The sequence below is a fragment of the Enterobacter sp. WPR_3_1 genome (assembly GCF_003635055.1).
GTDB classification, from domain to species: domain Bacteria; phylum Pseudomonadota; class Gammaproteobacteria; order Enterobacterales; family Enterobacteriaceae; genus Enterobacter; species Enterobacter ludwigii.
In genome coordinates, this window is the sequence record NZ_RBXU01000008.1 from 293,575 (window position 1) to 311,016 (window position 17,442).

Consider the following 17,442-nt stretch of genomic DNA (forward strand, 5'->3'; position numbering starts at 1 on the left):
TTGGAGTCCTGTCTTACGAAATAAAGGCGGGGATATCCCCGCCCTTCATTAGATCTTACATGCGCCGCTTTCGCAGCCATCGTCCTGAATTGACGGTGCCATGTCATCCTGAGCGTCTTCCGCACCATCACGGGTGTTGTGATAGTACAGGGTTTTCACACCAAATTTGTAGGCGGTGAGCAGGTCTTTCAACAGTTGCTGCATCGGTACCTTGCCAGACGGGAAGCGCGTCGGGTCGTAGTTGGTGTTAGCAGAAATCGACTGGTCGATAAACTTCTGCATGATCCCCACCAGCTGCAGGTAACCGTCGTTGTTTGGCATTTCCCACAGCAGCTCGTAGTTGTCTTTCAGCAGCTCGTAGTCAGGCACAACCTGACGCAGGATACCGTCTTTCGACGCTTTGATGCTGACGTGGCCGCGCGGTGGTTCAATACCGTTGGTGGCGTTAGAGATCTGCGAAGAGGTCTCAGACGGCATCAGGGCAGACAGCGTGGAGTTACGCAGGCCGTGAGTCTTGATGGATTCACGCAGCGCTTCCCAGTCCAGATGCAGCGGTTCGTTAGAAATCGCATCCAGGTCTTTCTTGTAGGTATCGATCGGCAGAATGCCTTTCGCATAGGTGGTTTCGTTGAACCACGGGCACGCGCCTTGCTCTTTCGCCAGCTCGTTGGAGGCTTTCAGCAGGTAGTACTGAATCGCTTCGAACGTTTCGTGGGTCAGGTTGTTCGCGCTGCCGTCGGAGTAACGCTTACCGTGTTTCGCCAGCCAGTAGGCAAAGTTGATAACGCCGATACCGAGGGTACGACGGCCCATTGCTCCACGTTTTGCCGCCGGGATTGGGTAGTCCTGGTAATCCAGCAGGGCATCCAGCGCACGCACGGCCAGCACCGCCAGCTCTTCCAGCTCTTCCAGGCTCTTGATAGCGCCCAGGTTGAAAGCAGAGAGGGTGCAGAGCGCGATTTCGCCGTTTTCGTCGTTAACATCTTCCAGCGGTTTGGTCGGCAGGGCGATTTCCAGGCACAGGTTAGACTGGCGCACTGGCGCAACCACCGGGTCAAACGGGCTATGGGTGTTGCAGTGGTCAACGTTCTGAATGTAGATACGGCCGGTAGAGGCACGTTCCTGCATCATCAGGGAGAACAGGTCAACCGCCTTAACGCGCTGTTTACGGATGCTGTCGTCTTTTTCGTATTTGGTGTACAGACGCTCAAACTCATCCTGATCGGCGAAGAACGCGTCATACAGGCCCGGGACGTCGGACGGGCTGAACAGGGTGATGTCTTCACCTTTCAGCAGACGGGTGTACATCAGCTTGTTGATCTGTACGCCGTAGTCCATGTGACGAACGCGGTTGCCTTCAACGCCACGGTTGTTTTTCAGTACCAGCAGGCTTTCCACTTCCAGGTGCCACATTGGGTAGAACAGGGTGGCTGCACCACCGCGTACGCCGCCCTGAGAGCAGGATTTTACCGCGGTCTGGAAGTGTTTGTAGAACGGGATACAGCCGGTGTGGAACGCTTCACCGCCGCGAATCGGGCTACCCAGTGCACGGATGCGACCGGCGTTGATGCCGATACCGGCACGCTGGGAGACATATTTCACGATGGCGCTGGAGGTCGCGTTGATGGAATCCAGGCTGTCACCACACTCGATCAGGACGCATGAGCTGAACTGACGGGTTGGGGTACGCACGCCAGACATGATTGGCGTAGGCAGAGAAATCTTGAACGTGGAAACCGCATCGTAGAAACGCTTCACGTATTCCAGACGGGTGTCACGCGGGTAGTTAGAGAACAGGCAGGCGGCCACCAGAATATAGAGGAACTGGGCGCTTTCGTAGATCTCACCGGTCACACGGTTCTGAACCAGGTATTTGCCTTCGAGCTGCTTCACCGCCGCGTAAGAGAAGTTCATGTCGCGCCAGTGATCGATAAACCCGTTCATCTGCTCGAACTCTTCTTCCGTATAGTCTTCCAGCAGATGCGTGTCGTATTTGCCCAGCTCAACCATTTTCACCACGTGATCGTAAAGCTTTGGCGGCTCAAACTGGCCGTACGCTTTTTTACGCAGGTGGAAAATCGCCAGACGTGCAGCGAGGTACTGATAATCCGGGGCTTCACGGGAGATGAGATCCGCCGCAGCCTTGATGATGGTTTCGTGGATATCAGATGTCTTGATGCCATCGTAGAACTGAATGTGAGAGCGCAGTTCAACCTGGGAGATAGATACGTTATTCAGTCCTTCTGCTGCCCAGTCGAGAACACGATGGATTTTGTCCAGATTGATACGCTCGGTGGTACCGTCGCGCTTAGTCACCAGCAGACTCTGATTCATGTGGGTTTTACCTGTCCGTGAAATAAAAAATATCCCCCGCTTATCCACAGATCCGTCTTGTGACTAACTCTGTGGATAAATACTACATATAGGGGGTTTGCGATAAGAAAAACGCTATATGGTGAGTATTCTAGTATCGAATCTTTTCAGCACAAGGGTTGATTTTGACGTTAAATTGAGGTTGTCAAAGGGTAAAAAAGGCTAAGTCCTCGTACCGTAAGGCCTGGAAGAGATGTCAATAATTAAGAAAAAAAATTCAAAATTTGATCGAGTGCTGATTTCTTCAACGGGAGGTCAGAATTGCGCAACATGATGTCGCGCAATCTTTATAAGAATAATGGATGACGTCAGTCGTTTTTGGCGGTTGTATGCAACATATAGTTAACATCTACACCCGGTGCGAGTTTGAATTTATCGGTCAATGGATTGTAATGCAGACCGGTGATGTGCTGCTCCTTGAGCCACGTCTGATCAACCCAGCTCAGTAATTCAGCAGGCTTGATGAATTTCTTCACGTCGTGCGTGCCTTTTGGCACCATACGCAGCACATACTCCGCCCCGACGACCGCCATCAGCCAGGCTTTACCGTTTCGGTTGATCGTCGAGAAGAAGACCTGGCCGCCCGGTTTCACCAGTTTTGCACAGGCGTGAACCACGGACTGGGGGTCGGGAACGTGCTCCAGCATTTCCATACAGGTCACCACGTCGTACTGATGGGCATGCTTCGCCGCATGTTCTTCGACGGTTTCCTGCACATATTCCACCTGCACTCCAGATTCCAGCGCATGAAGACGGGCAACCTGCAGCGGTTCAAAGCCCATATCCAGACCGGTGACGGTGGCCCCTTCGCGCGCCATGCTTTCTGCCAGAATGCCGCCGCCGCAGCCGACGTCGAGCACTTTCTTACCGAACAGGCCGCCGGAACGCTCCGCGATATAGCCCAGACGCAGCGGGTTAATGCGGTGCAGAGGTTTAAACTCACCTTCGAGATCCCACCAGCGGGATGCCACCGCTTCGAATTTGGCAATCTCTTCATGGTCAACGTTGTGAGCCACCGGGGATTTTTCGGCATTCATGGGCGCTTTTACTCCTTATTTTGCAAGACTTCGGAGTATATCAGCCCGCGCGGTTGAATAAAGCTTATTGGTTTACCTCAATCACCGCGGCTGTGTTATAATTTGCGACCTTTGAATCCGGGATACAGTAGAGGGATAGCGGTTAGATGAGCGACCTTGCGAGAGAAATTACACCGGTTAACATCGAGGAAGAGCTGAAGAGCTCCTATCTGGACTATGCGATGTCGGTCATTGTTGGCCGTGCGCTGCCGGACGTCCGCGATGGCCTGAAGCCGGTACACCGTCGCGTACTATACGCCATGAACGTATTGGGCAATGACTGGAATAAAGCCTACAAAAAATCTGCCCGTGTCGTTGGTGACGTAATCGGTAAATACCATCCCCATGGTGATTCCGCGGTGTACGACACTATCGTCCGAATGGCGCAGCCATTCTCGCTGCGTTACATGCTGGTAGATGGTCAGGGTAACTTTGGTTCTATCGACGGCGACTCCGCCGCGGCAATGCGTTATACGGAAATCCGTCTGGCGAAAATTGCCCATGAGCTGATGGCTGACCTGGAAAAAGAGACGGTTGATTTCGTTGATAACTATGACGGCACGGAACGCATTCCGGACGTTATGCCAACGAAAATCCCTAACCTGCTGGTGAACGGTTCGTCCGGTATCGCCGTCGGTATGGCAACCAACATTCCACCGCATAACATCACGGAAGTGATCAACGGCTGCCTGGCCTATATTGAGGATGAAGACATCAGCATTGAAGGGCTGATGGAACACATCCCGGGTCCAGACTTCCCGACGGCGGCGATCATCAACGGTCGTCGTGGTATTGAAGAAGCGTACCGCACCGGGCGTGGCAAGATTTATATCCGTGCCCGCGCCGAAGTGGAAGCGGACGCCAAAACCGGCCGTGAAACCATCATTGTTCACGAGATTCCGTATCAGGTGAACAAAGCGCGTCTGATTGAAAAAATCGCCGAGCTGGTAAAAGAAAAACGTGTTGAAGGCATCAGCGCGCTGCGTGACGAATCTGATAAAGACGGCATGCGCATCGTGATTGAAATCAAACGCGACGCGGTGGGCGAGGTTGTACTGAACAACCTGTATTCCCAGACTCAGCTCCAGGTCTCCTTCGGTATCAACATGGTTGCATTGCACCATGGTCAGCCGAAGATCATGAACCTGAAAGATATTCTGAGCGCGTTTGTGCGTCACCGCCGTGAAGTGGTGACTCGCCGTACTATTTTCGAACTGCGTAAAGCCCGCGATCGTGCGCATATCCTTGAAGCGCTGGCCGTTGCACTGGCAAACATCGACCCAATCATTGAGTTGATTCGCCGTGCACCAACCCCTGCGGAAGCGAAAGCGTCTCTGATTGCCCGTCCGTGGGATCTGGGCAACGTGGCCGCCATGCTGGAACGCGCTGGCGACGATGCTGCGCGTCCTGAGTGGCTGGAGCCTGAGTTCGGCGTGCGTGACGGTCAGTACTACCTGACTGAACAGCAGGCCCAGGCGATTCTGGATCTGCGTCTGCAGAAACTGACCGGCCTTGAGCACGAAAAACTGCTCGACGAATACAAAGAACTGCTGGAACAGATTGCCGAGCTGCTGCATATCCTGGGTAGCGCAGAGCGCCTGATGGAAGTGATCCGTGAAGAGCTGGAACTGGTCCGCGATCAGTTCGGCGATGAGCGTCGCACCGAAATCACGGCGAACAGCTCTGATATCAACATTGAAGATCTGATCAACCGCGAAGATGTGGTGGTCACCCTGTCTCATCAGGGCTATGTGAAGTATCAGCCGCTGACCGACTACGAAGCACAGCGTCGTGGCGGTAAAGGCAAATCGGCAGCACGTATTAAAGAAGAAGACTTTATTGACCGTCTGCTGGTGGCAAACACCCATGACACGATCCTCTGCTTCTCAAGCCGTGGTCGTCTGTACTGGATGAAGGTCTATCAGCTGCCAGAAGCGAGCCGTGGTGCGCGTGGTCGTCCAATCGTGAACCTGCTGCCGCTGGAAGCGAACGAACGTATCACCGCGATTCTGCCGGTACGCGAGTACGAAGAAGGCGTGAACGTCTTTATGGCGACCGCCAGCGGTACCGTGAAGAAAACCGCGCTGACCGAATTCAGCCGTCCACGTTCTGCCGGTATCATCGCGGTGAACCTGAACGACGGTGACGAACTGATTGGCGTTGACCTCACCTCCGGTTCCGATGAAGTGATGCTGTTCTCCGCCGCCGGTAAAGTGGTGCGCTTCAAAGAGAACGCGGTTCGTGCAATGGGCCGTACTGCAACAGGTGTTCGTGGTATCAAACTGGCCGGTGAAGATGCCGTCGTTTCCCTGATCGTTCCGCGCGGTGAAGGTGCTATCCTGACCGTCACGCAGAACGGCTACGGTAAACGTACTGCCGAAAGCGAATACCCGACCAAGTCTCGTGGCACGCAGGGCGTAATCTCTATCAAGGTTACCGAGCGCAACGGATCCGTTGTGGGCGCGGTACAGGTAGACGATGCCGACCAGATCATGATGATCACGGATGCCGGTACGCTGGTGCGTACACGCGTATCTGAGATCAGCGTGGTTGGCCGTAATACTCAGGGTGTGATCCTCATCCGTACCGCGGAAGATGAAAACGTCGTGGGTCTGCAGCGTGTAGCTGAGCCTGTGGATGACGAAGAGCTCGACTCCATCGACGGTAGCGTCGCAGAAGGTGATGATGAAATCGCACCAGAAGCCGATACCGAAGATGATGCAGCGGATGACGCTGACGAGTAATGTCTCCTGATGCAAAAAGGGCCGGTTTCCGGCCCTTTTCTTTTGCACAAGCAGATAAGTGAACGTTGCGACAAGGCGCGTTTACCGCTACCTTAACCACATTCTTTTTGACCCCGACGGCGGAGCCTCGCCCCTTTGAAATACCTCGTCTCCTTTCGTACCACGCTGAAAGTCTCTCGCTATCTGTTTCGGGCGCTGGCGCTCTTGCTTTGGTTGCTGGTGGCATTATTGTCGGTGTTTTACATCGTTAACGCCCTTCATCAGAAAGAAGCGGAGATCCGCCAGGAGTTTAACTTAAGCTCCGATCAGGCCCAGCGCTATATTCAGCGAACGTCCGACGTGATGAAGGAGCTGAAGTACATTGCCGAGAATCGCCTGACCGCGGAAAACGGCATTCTTGCCATCCGTGGGCGTAATGACAAAACCGAAGTACCGAATTTCGAGCCGCTGTTTCCGGATTCCGATTGCTCTGCGATGGGCAGCACCTGGCGTGGTTCACTGGAGTCGCTCTCCTGGTTTATGCGCTACTGGCGTGACAACTTTTCCGCCGCCTATGATCTGAACCGCGTCTTCCTGATTGGCAGTGAAAATCTCTGTATGGCCGACTTTGGCCTGCGCGATGTGCCCGTTGAGCGCGATGATGCGCTGAAAAGCCTGCACGAACGTATTGTGAAATATCGCAATGCGCCGCAGGACGAGCGCGGGAATAACATCTTCTGGATAAGCCAGGGGCCACGCATGGGCGTGGGCTATTTCTACGCCCTCACGCCGGTCTATCTGGGCAATCGTCTGCAGGCGCTGCTGGGGATTGAACAGACCATTCGCATGGAAAACTTCTTCACGCCGGGCAGTCTGCCGATGGGCGTGACCATTCTGGATGAAAACGGACATACCCTGATCTCACTTGCCGGTCCGGATAATCGACTGAACGTCGACCCGCACTGGATGCAGGAGCGGTCGTGGTTTGGCTATACCTCAGGCTTCCGTGAGCTGGTGCTTAAAAAGAGTTTGCCGCCTTCGTCACTGAGTATTGTCTATTCGCTGCCCGTGGATATGGTGCTTGAGCGGATCCGCATTCTTATCATGAACGCGATTTTGCTGAACCTGCTGGCCGGGGGGGCGCTGTTTACCCTGGCGCGAATGTATGAGCGCAAAATCTTCATACCCGCCGAAAGCGACGCCCAGCGGCTGGAAGAGCACGAGCAGTTTAACCGCAAGATTGTCGCCTCGGCGCCGGTGGGGATCTGCATCCTGCGCACGCAGGACGGGACCAATATCCTCAGTAACGAGCTGGCGCATAACTACCTGAACATGCTGACGCATGAGGACCGACAGAGGCTGACGCAGATTATCTGTGGCCAGCAGGTGAACTTCGTTGACGTGCTGACCAGCACGCACACGAACCTGCAAATCAGCTTTGTGCACTCCCGCTATCGTAATGAGAACGTGGCAATTTGCGTCCTGGTAGACGTCTCGGCGCGTGTGAAGATGGAAGAGTCCCTGCAGGAGATGGCGCAGGCCGCCGAGCAGGCCAGCCAGTCGAAATCCATGTTCCTTGCCACCGTCAGCCACGAATTGCGTACCCCGCTGTACGGGATTATCGGTAACCTTGATCTTCTCCAGACCAAAGAGCTGCCGAAAGGGGTCGATCGCCTGGTGACGGCGATGAATAACTCCTCCAGCCTGCTGCTGAAAATCATCAGCGATATTCTCGATTTCTCCAAAATTGAGTCGGAGCAGCTGAAAATTGAGCCGCGGGAGTTCTCTCCGCGCGAGGTGATGAACCACATCAGCGCCAACTATCTGCCGCTGGTGGTGCGTAAACAGCTGGGCCTCTACTGCTTTATTGAGCCGGACGTGCCGCTGACGCTGCATGGCGATCCGATGCGTCTGCAGCAGGTCATTTCTAACCTGCTCAGTAACGCCATTAAATTTACCGATATCGGCTGCATTGTGTTGCACGTGCGTCGGGCAGGGGACTACCTGAGTATTCGCGTGCGTGATACCGGCGTGGGTATCCCGGCGAAGGAAGTGGTGCGTCTGTTTGACCCGTTCTTCCAGGTCGGTACCGGCGTACAGCGTAACTTCCAGGGGACCGGGTTGGGTCTGGCGATCTGTGAGAAGCTCGTGAGCATGATGGACGGCGATATCTCCGTTGATACCGAGCCAGGCATGGGCAGCCAGTTTACTATCCGCATTCCGCTCTATTCTGCCCAGTACCCGGCAAAAGCGGTGGTGGACGGCCTGAGCGATAAGCGCTGCTGGCTGGCAGTACACAATGCCTCACTGAATGATTACCTGACGGCGCTTCTTACCCACAGCGGCGTGCGCGTGTCCCGCTATGAAGGGCAAACGCCGGATGTCGACGACGTGCTGATCACCGACGAGGTGCTGGAACAACCCTGGCAGGGCAGAGGGGTGGTTCACTTCTGCCGTCGCCATATCGGTATTCCGGTCGAACGAGCTCCGGGTGAATGGGTGCACAGCGTGGCGACGCCGCATGAGCTCATGAGCCTGCTGGCACGTATTTACAGCGTGCAGCTGGAAGATAGCGACGGGGCGACGGAGTTGCCGTCACCGGATGCGCTGGCATCGCTGAATGACGATATGATGATTCTGGTGGTGGATGACCATCCGATTAACCGTCGCCTGCTGGCAGACCAGCTGGGTTCGCTTGGCTATCAGTGCAAAACCGCCAATGACGGCGTGGATGCGCTGAACGTGCTGAGTAAAAACCACATTGATATCGTTCTTAGCGACGTCAACATGCCGAATATGGATGGCTACCGTCTGACGCAGCGTATACGCCAGCTTGGCCTGACGTTGCCGGTCGTGGGCGTGACGGCGAATGCGCTGGCGGAAGAGAAACAGCGCTGTCTGGAGTCAGGGATGGACAGTTGTCTGTCGAAACCGGTGACGCTGGACGTCCTGAAACAGACGATCTCCGTGTATGCGGAGCGGGTCAGAAAAGCGAGAGTATAAAAAAGGCCCGTCAGGGCCTTTTTTGTTGTTTCCCTCACACGCCGGGAGGGGGAGGTGAGGCCATCAGGCCGCACACCCGGTAAAAATCAATCCTTATCCGACGCGCTCAGCGTAACGGAGGAGAGATAGTTCAGCAGCGCAATATCGTTATCCACACCCAGTTTCATCATTGCTGATTTCTTCTGGCTACTGATGGTTTTAATACTGCGGTTCAGCTTCTTGGCAATCTCGGTGACCAGGAAACCTTCGGCGAACAGGCGCAGAACTTCGCTCTCTTTCGGAGACAGGCGTTTGTCGCCATAGCCACCGGCGCTGATTTTTTCCAGCAGACGAGAGACGCTTTCAGGCGTGAACTTCTTGCCTTTCTGCAGCGCAGCGAGCGCTTTTGGCAGATCGGTCGGCGCACCCTGTTTCAGTACAATCCCTTCGATATCCAGATCCAGCACGGCGCTCAGAATGGCCGGGTTGTTGTTCATGGTCAGAACAATGATCGAAATGTCCGGGAAGTGACGTTTGATATATTTGATGAGTGTGATCCCATCACCGTATTTGTCCCCAGGCATAGAGAGATCGGTGATGAGCACATGCGCATCAAGCTTTGGGAGGTTATTGATCAGTGCTGTAGAGTCTTCAAATTCACCGACTACATTCACCCACTCGATCTGTTCAAGTGATTTGCGAATACCGAACAGTACAATCGGATGGTCATCGGCAATAATTACGTTCATATTGTTCATGTATAAGGCTACCTTGCTACAGCAAGCTTTTGACGTAGGCGTCAATGTCGCTGATGTATTTTTCAATGCCAGAGGCATCTTTCTCACGAATTAGATGTTCCAGCGTTTCACATAACTGCTTGCCGGGAACCAGATTAAGCATGGCAAACACCCCTTTAAGCCGGTGTGCTGTCTGTGCCAGCGCTGCAAAATCATTCGCAGCGGACTCAGTATACAACCGCTTAACATCATCTGGTACTGTATCAACAAAGAGTGAATAGTATCCGCTGGCGTGAAGCTCGGCATTTTCATTGCCGCCTAACGGTGATTCCGCTATCTCTTCCTGCGCCAGTTGCTCTTCTATTAGTTGTAGTACAGCTTCCTGCATCGCATTGCTTATATTAAAGTTGACGCGCAGCTGGCCTGGGCCGATTTTTCGCACGCCTGGCTCATCATCGCTTAAAAGCAAGCCGGAGGCAGTAAGATTAGACGGATTATCAGTTAAAAACAGATCAAATTCTTGACTTGAGAGTCTTTCATCCGGCGTTATGCAGGCCGCGCCCCAGTTTTCTAACTGACGAACCACAATATTGCGGATCTCATTCGAGGTCACATCCACCATCACGACCACATCATCCAGCAGGCGTTCTTCGTCTTCTTCCTGTGGATTCGCCGCCATTTTAACGTGCAGTGAGTAACGCGTGCCAAGTGATTCGCGGGCCTTGATATTCAGATGGCCACCGAGCTTACGTGCCAGCTGATCGCACAGCCAGAAGGTCAGGGCATTGGCCTTGCCGTAATGATCGCTCTGGGTGTCATTCAGGAACGGGAAATGCAGATTATCGATTTCACTTGTCGTTACGCCTTCCCCGGTATCCAGGATACGGAACGTCAGGCGATCTTCAGCCGACTCGTCGGTACTGACTTCCAGGGTGATCTTGCCGATCTGGGTGGTGGTGACGGCGTACTGAATAATCATCAGCAGAATGCGACGCAGCGCTTCGCGATCGCCATGACGTTCATCATTCGCCGGTAAATGGTTATTGATCAGCAGCTGCAGCCCTTTGCGCTTAATTACGGGCAGGACCTCAGGCACCACTTCATCGATCAGATTCTGGATAGAGAAGAGGGTCGGTGTTCCTTTCCAGAAATCATTTTCGAGCATATTCGCCAGTTGGATCTCATCTACCATGCGCACCAGCGAGTCGGCCTGGCAGGCAAGCTGATGGCTTTCAGATGTATTCAGCGCCGCCGCCTGGGTCGCCAGCGTTTTTAACGGCTTCTTGAAGGCATCACCAATATTTTGCATAAAGGCAGCGCGCCCCTGCTGGTTTTTCTCATACAGACGTTGTGCCTGCTTGAGCTTTTTATTCACCAGCACTTCACGATCCTGATCGCGGATGATGAAGATCTGCGTGCGGGAGGCGATCTGGCTGCGGAACTGTCGGATCTCATACAGCTCGTTATTAATGGTGGCCTGAATCACGCCCTGATGTTGATCCGCCATAGCGGTGATGTTCTGCAGATTGAGATGAGGCAGCAGGTGGTCAGCAATTTTATTGCTCATCACCGTACGGTTGGCTTCCTGATCGTGAACCAGCACCCCAAGCGGCAGCACGGAAATAATCTCTTCATTCAGCGCGCGCAACACGCGCAGTTCGTTACTGGTTCCTGCCGGGACCGGGGCGGCATCGCTTTGACGCCCTGACTGGAAGCGGAACGTGCTGTAGCCAAACAGCGCCAGCGCCAGCAGGCCGATATTCAGCAGCAGGGGCAGGAGGATATTTTGCAGCGTATCAAGCAGCAGGGTGCCGAACGGCACTTGCCACACCAGACGCATACCGGTTGAGTTCAGCGAAGAGGCAATTTCGATTTTCGAGCCGTTAAAGGAGATCGATACGCTCTCTGCGGCCTCTTTGTCCGATGCGGCTCGCATATTCTGAGTGCTGCTGTCCGGCTCCAGACGGAAGCTGTCGAGCGGCATATCCGGTGGAATCAAGTCATTGATGGGCAAATCGAAGGCCACCACCGTCGCCAGATGGCCTGGCTGGTTAAAAGTGGTACGCAGCGTAAAGTAATGGCCATTCTGCCAGGCGAGGCGGCGCAGAGATGAGAAGCTCTCACGTTCATCAAGGGCGTTCGCCTGCTGCAGCATTTCTGCCCGGCGGGAATCGACAATGCTGCCCACGGTCGTCTCTTTGAAACCGGAAGAGAGGTCTTTTAGCGGCAGGGTTGAGATCAGGATCATGCTGTTGTCCTGACCGTTCAGATAGTACATCGACCACGGCACCGTCTCGGCACCCCAAAGGGTATCAAGATAGGTTGAGATGCGCTGGGTCATCTCAAGCGTCGCGCTGTCATGAGAGCCGAAGATCAGCGCTTCGGTTTTGCGCTGTGGTTTTTCCAGATAATAGACGTCCTGCTTCAGGCGAGTCTCCTGAAGCCCGTCTCCGGAGGAGGTTGCCGGCGCGGCCGCGATGTTGTCGTAAATCTGCCAGGTTGCATAGCGCCAGGTATCGATGCGCTTGTGGACGGCGTGGGTGATATCAACAACCTGATAGCTCTTGTCCTTCAGCCAGGCGTTAACCGCGCTCTGAACCATAACCCCCATTGTGACTAGCAGCACAACGATCAAAAGAAGAAAGAAACGGGTGATGCTCCCGGGTAAGAGGGAGAATTTGCTCGGAGCGGTAGTTTCAGTCTGACTCATTGATATCTTTAACCCGTAATGGTCGTGCTCTATGGCGATAGGGCAGTATAAAGGGTAATACCTGAATTTCCAGCGTCACGCTCTTTGAACCCGCCACTTTTTCGGCTGACAATATCGGAGAACGCCATTGCATGAAACATGTACAAAGCGAGTGAGAGTGTACAAATAAAACCCGATACATATCGGTAAATAGCACGAATTAACAAGAAATTGAGATTTGCAGTAATGACGCGGTTCTCGAGGAGAGAGGAAACGAATTTAGTTAATAGTCGTTACAATTTCAGTGCGGTAGCACAAAAAAACGCATGCTACGTAAAGAAAGGTAAAAAAAAACCGAATGCCAGGCATTCGGTAGAATTAGGGATAAACAGACATTCAAATCTGAATGACGGTAATAAATAAAGTTAATGATGATAGCGAGAGTTATTTTAGAGATAACGGCCGATCTTGTTTTGTCATTCAGTGCTGTAAATATTTTTAATGTAGTTTACTGAATTTAAATGTTTTTTCTTCTCGCTTGATGATAAGTGCTAAATTCTTAAGCTCTCTGTGCTTTGTAAAAGTTCCTTGATATTTACATTTTGAAACATGTTTATCGTGAAATGAAACATTTTCAAAGTTTTCGTATCATATTCCCGTTGGATTATTCTGTAATTTTGCGGAGAATGAAATTGCCGACTGGTTAATGAGGGTTAATCAGTAAGCAGTGGCAATTATAAGGCATATAACAGAGGGTTAATAAAATGAAAGTTAAAGTACTGTCCCTCCTGGTACCAGCTCTGCTGGTGGCAGGCGCAGCAAATGCGGCTGAAATTTATAACAAAGATGGCAACAAATTAGATCTGTACGGCAAAGTTGATGGTCTGCACTATTTCTCTGACGACAAGAGCAATGATGGCGACCAGACTTACATGCGTCTTGGCTTCAAAGGCGAAACCCAGGTTAACGATCAGCTGACCGGTTACGGCCAGTGGGAATACCAGATTCAGGGCAACACCTCTGAAAGCGACAACCAGTCCTGGACGCGTGTAGCGTTCGCGGGTCTGAAATTCGCTGACGCGGGTTCTTTCGATTATGGTCGTAACTACGGTGTGATCTACGACGTAACGTCCTGGACTGACGTTCTGCCAGAATTTGGCGGCGACACCTACGGTGCAGACAACTTCCTGCAATCCCGTGCTAACGGCGTAGCAACCTACCGTAACCAGGACTTCTTCGGTCTGGTTGATGGCCTGAACTTTGCTCTGCAGTATCAGGGTAAAAACGGCAGCGTAAGCGGTGAAAACGATTCCGGTCGTAGCACCCTGAAACAGAACGGTGACGGTTACGGCGCGTCTGTGACCTACAACCTGGGCGAAGGCTTCAGCATCGGTGGTGCGATGTCTTCTTCTAAACGTACTGCTGACCAGAACGACACCACTAACCTGGCGCTGAAAGGCGAAGGCGATCGTGCTGAAGTTTACTCTGGTGGCCTGAAATACGACGCCAACAACATCTACCTGGCGGCGCAGTACTCTCAGACCTATAACGCAACCCGTTTCGGTAACTCTCAGAGCAGCAGCGACATTTACGGCTTTGCTAACAAAGCACAGAACTTCGAAGTGGTTGCTCAGTACCAGTTCGACTTCGGTCTGCGTCCATCTGTGGCTTACCTGCAGTCCAAAGGTAAAGACATCGAAGGTTACGGCGATCAGGATCTGCTGAAATATGTTGATGTTGGCGCGACTTACTACTTCAACAAAAACATGTCCACCTACGTTGATTACAAAATCAACCTGGTTGATGAAAATGAATTCACCCGTCAGGCGGGTATCGGTACTGATGATATCGTAGCGCTGGGTCTGGTTTACCAGTTCTAATCGCTTCATCGTGTGACAAAGGGGGCCTTATGGCCCCTTTTTCGTGCCTTTTCGGTTCTTACAATTCACCCTTTTGGTGTACTCTTGCCGCCCTGGCATGAGGATAATAATGAATGGACATGACTTTTTTACGCGCCAGCTTCCTGGCTATACTTTTTTTCCTGACAGCATGTGACTCTTCCACGCCTGTGGCCAAAACGGATGCTCCCGCGGCGACGGTGCTGGAAGGCAAAACGATGGGCACATTCTGGCGTGTCAGCGTGATGAATCTCGATAAGACACGCGCTGACGAACTTCGCAGCAAAATTCAGTCGCAGCTGGACGCCGACGATCAGCTTCTTTCGACCTACAAAAATGACTCTGCGCTGATGCGCTTTAACCTCTCCACCAGTACTTCCCTGTGGCCGGTGAGCGAAGCAATGGCCGATATCGTGACCGAATCAATGCGCGTGGGCTACAAGACCAACGGCGCGATGGACGTGACCGTGGGGCCGCTGGTTAACCTGTGGGGGTTTGGCCCGAACAAGCAACCTGTCACCACGCCTGACCAGGCGGCGATAGATGACGCCCGCGCCCGGACAGGGTTGCAGCACCTGACGGTGATCAACCAGTACGGGCAACAGTACCTGCAAAAAGATATTCCCGATCTGTTTGTTGATCTGTCGACGGTAGGGGAAGGGTATGCGGCAGATCATCTGGCCGCGCTGATGGCCCAGGAAGGTATTTCGCGTTACCTGGTGTCCGTGGGCGGTGCGTTAGTCAGCCGCGGCATGAATGCCAGCGGTAATCCGTGGCGAGTGGCGATTCAAAAACCGACCGACCAGCAAAACGCCGTACAGGCGATTGTGGATATCAACGGTCACGGTATCAGCACCTCCGGGAGCTACCGTAACTATTATGAGCTCGACGGGAAGCGGATTTCGCATGTCATCGATCCGCAGACCGGCCGCCCAATCGCGCATAATCTGGTCTCGGTGACGGTCATTGCCCCCACCGCGCTGGAAGCCGATGCCTGGGATACCGGGTTAATGGTCCTCGGTCCGGAGAAAGCCAAAGAGGTGGTCCGCCAGGAAGGACTGGCTGTCTATATGATCACCAAAGAGGCTGATGGCTTCAAAACCTGGAGTTCGCCGCAGTTCGACAGCTTCCTGGTGAGTGATAAGAATTAAAAAGCAAGGTTGCGGGTTTTTAATCAGTGGCACTCGGGCACGCTGTATGTATGCTTGTAAGAGGAGCTGATGATGAAAAACCCGACCTTTACTACCGATGACGATCGCTGGCTGGCCGTGCTGGCTCGCGATCCACGTGCTGACGATCAGTTTGTCTTTGCCGTGCAAACGACGGGGATCGTCTGTCGTCCGTCCTGCCGTGCCCGCCACGCGTTACGTAAAAATGTCCGCTTCTACCCCGATGTAGATCATGCCCTTCAGGCAGGGTTTCGCCCGTGTAAACGCTGTCAGCCGGACAAACGCGATCCGCAGGAACAGACGCTGGCAAAAGTTGAACATGCCTGCCGTCTGCTGGAGCGCGATCCCGCGTTAACGCTGGAAATGCTGGCGCAGCAGGTCGCCATGAGTCCTTTCCACTTCCACCGCTTGTTTAAGTCCGTTACCGGTATGACGCCTAAAGCCTGGCAACAGGCGGCGCGGGTACAACGCCTGCGTACCGCGCTTGCGCAGGGGGACAAAATTACCGATGCCGTGCTGGCCGCCGGGTTTCCTGACAGCAGCAGCTATTATCGTCAAGCCAACGCTGCGCTGGGCATGACGGCGAAGCAGTACCGGAAAGGGGATGTGGCGGTGCGTTATGCGATTGGTGAGTGTTCGTTAGGCCGTTGCCTGGTGGGTGAAAGCGAGCGCGGGATCTGCGCGATTCTGCTGGGTGACGACGATGCGACATTAACCGAGGAGCTTTTGACGCTGTTTCCAAAAGCAGAGCGAGAAACGCTGGAAGGAGAATTCGCCCGGCGTATTGAGCGGGTGATTAGCGCTATCGATGACCATACCGTGCCGCTGGCACTTCCGCTGGATATTCGGGGCACCGCTTTCCAGCAGCGTGTGTGGCAGGCGCTTCGTGACATTCCCCGCGGTGAAACGGCAAGTTATCGCCAGGTGGCGCAGACGATCGGTAGCCCAGGCGCTGTCCGTGCGGTGGCGGGAGCCTGTGCCGCAAATAAACTGGCCGTTATCATCCCCTGCCACCGTGTTGTTCGTCACGACGGTGCGCTTTCAGGCTACCGCTGGGGGACAGAACGAAAGGCGTTGTTACTGAAACGTGAGGCAAAGAACCCGGAGGGATAATGCTCGATCTTTTTGCGGATGCGGAACCCTGGCAGGAGCCCCTTGCGCCCGGCGCGGTGATCCTGCGCCGCTTTGCGCTTTCCCGCGCGGCGGCGCTGCTTGCCGGCATCGATGAGGTGGCGGCGGTCTCGCCGTTTCGACACATGGTGACACCCGGGGGGTACACCATGTCGGTGGCGATGACGAACTGCGGGGAACTGGGCTGGGCGACAAACGCGCAGGGCTATGTATATGCCCCGGGCGATCCTGTAACCGGCCAGCCATGGCCGCCGATGCCTGACGTTTTTCGGGCGCTCTGCCATGACGCCGCCGTTGAAGCGGGCTATGCCGACTTTCGCCCGGATGCCTGTCTGATTAACCGCTACGCCGTGGGGGCAAAGCTCTCGCTGCATCAGGACAAGGATGAACCCGATCTGCGCGCGCCGATCGTCTCGGTATCCTTAGGCCTGCCCGCGGTCTTCCAGTTTGGCGGATTACGCCGTAACGATCCGCTGAAACGGCTCATGCTGGAGCACGGTGATGTGGTGGTTTGGGGCAGGGAATCGCGGCTTTTTTATCACGGCATTCAGCCCCTCAAACCGGGAGTACATCCTCAGACCGGCGAGTTCCGTCTTAACCTGACGTTCCGGCAGGCATCCCGTGGCCAATAAAAATAAGAATTATTCTTGATGTAACCGTCCGG

Annotated in this window: 10 protein-coding genes; 6 read left to right on the forward strand and 4 right to left on the reverse strand. The window is 53.9% G+C overall.

Going from position 1 to position 17,442, the window contains the following annotated elements:
- Positions 1-48: 48 nt before the first annotated feature.
- Together nrdA and ubiG are read right to left on the reverse strand one after the other, a co-directional pair.
- Complete coding sequence (gene nrdA / locus BJ887_RS03205) at positions 49-2,334, reverse strand: class 1a ribonucleoside-diphosphate reductase subunit alpha (RefSeq protein ID WP_020883162.1); 2,286 nt, start codon at positions 2,332-2,334, stop codon at positions 49-51.
- A 347-nt stretch (positions 2,335-2,681) separates the two neighbouring features.
- Positions 2,682-3,410 carry a bifunctional 2-polyprenyl-6-hydroxyphenol methylase/3-demethylubiquinol 3-O-methyltransferase UbiG gene (gene ubiG, locus BJ887_RS03210; protein WP_014170964.1) on the reverse strand — a complete coding sequence of 243 codons (729 nt, stop codon included), beginning with the start codon at positions 3,408-3,410 and terminating at the stop codon, positions 2,682-2,684.
- Between the two features lie 146 nt (positions 3,411-3,556).
- Here ubiG and gyrA point away from each other — a divergent pair, with 146 nt between their 5' ends.
- Complete coding sequence (gyrA, locus tag BJ887_RS03215) at positions 3,557-6,193, forward strand: DNA topoisomerase (ATP-hydrolyzing) subunit A (protein ID WP_044866175.1); 2,637 nt, start codon at positions 3,557-3,559, stop codon at positions 6,191-6,193.
- Between the two features lie 135 nt (positions 6,194-6,328).
- On the forward strand, positions 6,329-9,175 hold the full coding sequence (gene rcsC / locus BJ887_RS03220) for a two-component system sensor histidine kinase RcsC (RefSeq protein ID WP_121339246.1): 2,847 nt from the start codon (positions 6,329-6,331) through the stop codon (positions 9,173-9,175).
- Positions 9,176-9,261: 86 nt separating this feature from the next.
- Here the strand turns inward: rcsC and rcsB are convergent, their stop codons facing one another.
- Both rcsB and rcsD read right to left on the reverse strand, forming a co-directional pair.
- Positions 9,262-9,912: a response regulator transcription factor RcsB gene (rcsB, locus tag BJ887_RS03225; RefSeq protein ID WP_006176468.1), complete on the reverse strand. Its 651-nt coding sequence runs from the start codon at positions 9,910-9,912 to the stop codon at positions 9,262-9,264.
- Between the two features lie 16 nt (positions 9,913-9,928).
- On the reverse strand, positions 9,929-12,601 hold the full coding sequence (gene rcsD / locus BJ887_RS03230; RefSeq protein ID WP_014170960.1) for a phosphotransferase RcsD: 2,673 nt from the start codon (positions 12,599-12,601) through the stop codon (positions 9,929-9,931).
- Positions 12,602-13,344: 743 nt separating this feature from the next.
- On the opposite strand from rcsD, the gene BJ887_RS03235 reads away from it, so the two are divergent.
- From BJ887_RS03235 to alkB, 4 genes are all read left to right on the forward strand, one after another.
- Positions 13,345-14,460 carry a porin OmpC gene (locus tag BJ887_RS03235; RefSeq protein WP_014170959.1) on the forward strand — a complete coding sequence of 372 codons (1,116 nt, stop codon included), beginning with the start codon at positions 13,345-13,347 and terminating at the stop codon, positions 14,458-14,460.
- Positions 14,461-14,573: 113 nt separating this feature from the next.
- Entirely contained in the window at positions 14,574-15,629 is a 1,056-nt protein-coding gene (gene apbE / locus BJ887_RS03240) for an FAD:protein FMN transferase ApbE (RefSeq protein WP_014170957.1), read from the forward strand.
- Between the two features lie 72 nt (positions 15,630-15,701).
- Positions 15,702-16,760 (forward strand): bifunctional DNA-binding transcriptional regulator/O6-methylguanine-DNA methyltransferase Ada, encoded by a 1,059-nt coding sequence (ada, locus tag BJ887_RS03245; protein WP_020883167.1) that lies wholly within the window; start codon positions 15,702-15,704, stop codon positions 16,758-16,760.
- Positions 16,760-17,410, forward strand: coding sequence for a DNA oxidative demethylase AlkB (gene alkB / locus BJ887_RS03250; protein WP_020883168.1), 651 nt, complete (start codon positions 16,760-16,762; stop codon positions 17,408-17,410). The genes ada and alkB overlap by 1 nt, the downstream gene beginning before the upstream one ends.
- The last annotated feature ends 32 nt before the right edge of the window (positions 17,411-17,442 follow it).

Bases quoted from the DNA above. Each gene is read 5' to 3' on its own strand.
- rcsD (WP_014170960.1), bottom strand. From the start codon at position 12,601: ATGAGTCAGACTGAAACTACCGCTCCGAGCAAATTCTCCCTCTTACCC.
- BJ887_RS03235 (WP_014170959.1), top strand. From the start codon at position 13,345: ATGAAAGTTAAAGTACTGTCCCTCCTGGTACCAGCTCTGCTGGTGGCA.
- ubiG (WP_014170964.1), bottom strand. From the start codon at position 3,410: ATGAATGCCGAAAAATCCCCGGTGGCTCACAACGTTGACCATGAAGAG.
- gyrA (WP_044866175.1), top strand. From the start codon at position 3,557: ATGAGCGACCTTGCGAGAGAAATTACACCGGTTAACATCGAGGAAGAG.
- ada (WP_020883167.1), top strand. From the start codon at position 15,702: ATGAAAAACCCGACCTTTACTACCGATGACGATCGCTGGCTGGCCGTG.
- alkB (WP_020883168.1), top strand. From the start codon at position 16,760: ATGCTCGATCTTTTTGCGGATGCGGAACCCTGGCAGGAGCCCCTTGCG.
- nrdA (WP_020883162.1), bottom strand. From the start codon at position 2,334: ATGAATCAGAGTCTGCTGGTGACTAAGCGCGACGGTACCACCGAGCGT.
- apbE (WP_014170957.1), top strand. From the start codon at position 14,574: ATGGACATGACTTTTTTACGCGCCAGCTTCCTGGCTATACTTTTTTTC.
- rcsB (WP_006176468.1), bottom strand. From the start codon at position 9,912: ATGAACAATATGAACGTAATTATTGCCGATGACCATCCGATTGTACTG.